The following is a 1,245-nucleotide window of genomic DNA, read 5'->3' as shown; positions in this document are numbered from 1 at the left end:
GATGGCCCGGCCCTGGTCGTCGTAGGTCCAGGTGGCGTAGCGGATGCCGCGTTCGTCGGTGATGCCGGTGAGGAGGCCATTACTATAATGATAACGACGCGTGGAACTGCCACTTGGGTAGTCGTATATAGCGGACTCCAAGTTTCTTGAGAGGCTGTAGTTGTACTTGATGGTCATTGTTGGGGTTGTGATTTTTGTTGGTTGATGAAATTCATCTTCAGCGATTTTGAGTTCGTTGTTGAAGTTGTCGGTTAGTTTAATTCCTTGCCAAGAGTGCTCAAGCTTAATTTTTTGCTTGGAACTATAAAGGTTAATTAGGTTGCCGTCGTTGTCGAAGTCATAGATATCATTGTTGGATGCGGTGTAAGTCCAGGTGTTAAGATTGCGTGTGAGTTGTCCGCGCTCTGTTCTGAGTGGGTCGAATTTTTTGTCGCTTGGGATGAATGTTGCTTCCTTGCCATCGCTGAAGGTAATTTTTATTTTACTTGTGAGGTTTTGGAGTATGGCTGAGTAATTATGACGCCATTGGCGGTCTGAGCTGTTGTAGAAACGCTCGAATCTGATGTTGCTGTTTATGTCTTTCTCTTTTTGGAAATTGTTGCCGTTGGTCGCGTAGAATTGATCGTTGTTAATAGAGCAGGAAGGGTTAGGCGCAGCAGCACCTTTTTCCAGTTCAGCTATCTCGCACTCTCCATTGGAGGGGTTGTAGTTCGCTGGAGAGTGGCAGTTGTCTCCATGTCGATAGGCTGTACCATAGAAACCTGCTTCAAAGCCGATCTTTCCGCTTCGGCGATTAGTTGTCTTGGCGAGACATTTAAATTGCCTGGAATTACTTGTCGCCTCTATGCGTACAAATTGATAGTGCCAGTCTTCGGTTACAGTGTTTAGCCACTTATGGTACGCAATGCATGATGCTGTTGGGGATGTATGGAATGGATGGCCAGCATATTGGTTATCAATTGTCCATTGGAAGTCCGCGGCATTCAGCGGTGTGGTGGCAAGGGAGAAGGAGATAATTAGGATGATACTGCCAGTTGTTTTTCGAGCTATAGGCGGCATATTTTCTATTCCCGGTCTGAGACTTTAAGACCTAATTGATGTCCTTGCTCATCGTACTTGTAGGTAGTGATACGGTCTGTTTCGGTGACGGTGAGCGGCAGGAACAGCATTGGGTGCCAAGTAGTGGTGACGGTGCGCGCCTGAGGTGTACCGAAGGCTTCGGTGCGGGAGACTTCGAGGCCACGC

General features: G+C 47.6%; 2 pseudogenes. Both read right to left on the bottom strand.

What is annotated here, in order from left to right:
- Positions 1-1,059 (bottom strand): annotated as a pseudogene (locus A7D27_RS28220) (hypothetical protein); the annotation flags it as partial.
- A 5-nt stretch (positions 1,060-1,064) separates the two neighbouring features.
- Positions 1,065-1,245: pseudogene (locus A7D27_RS28570) on the bottom strand (RHS repeat protein); the annotation flags it as partial.

The organism is Pseudomonas sp. 1D4, from assembly GCF_001728925.1.
GTDB lineage: Bacteria > Pseudomonadota > Gammaproteobacteria > Pseudomonadales > Pseudomonadaceae > Metapseudomonas > Metapseudomonas otitidis.
This window is presented reverse-complemented; position numbering and strand designations above follow the sequence as displayed.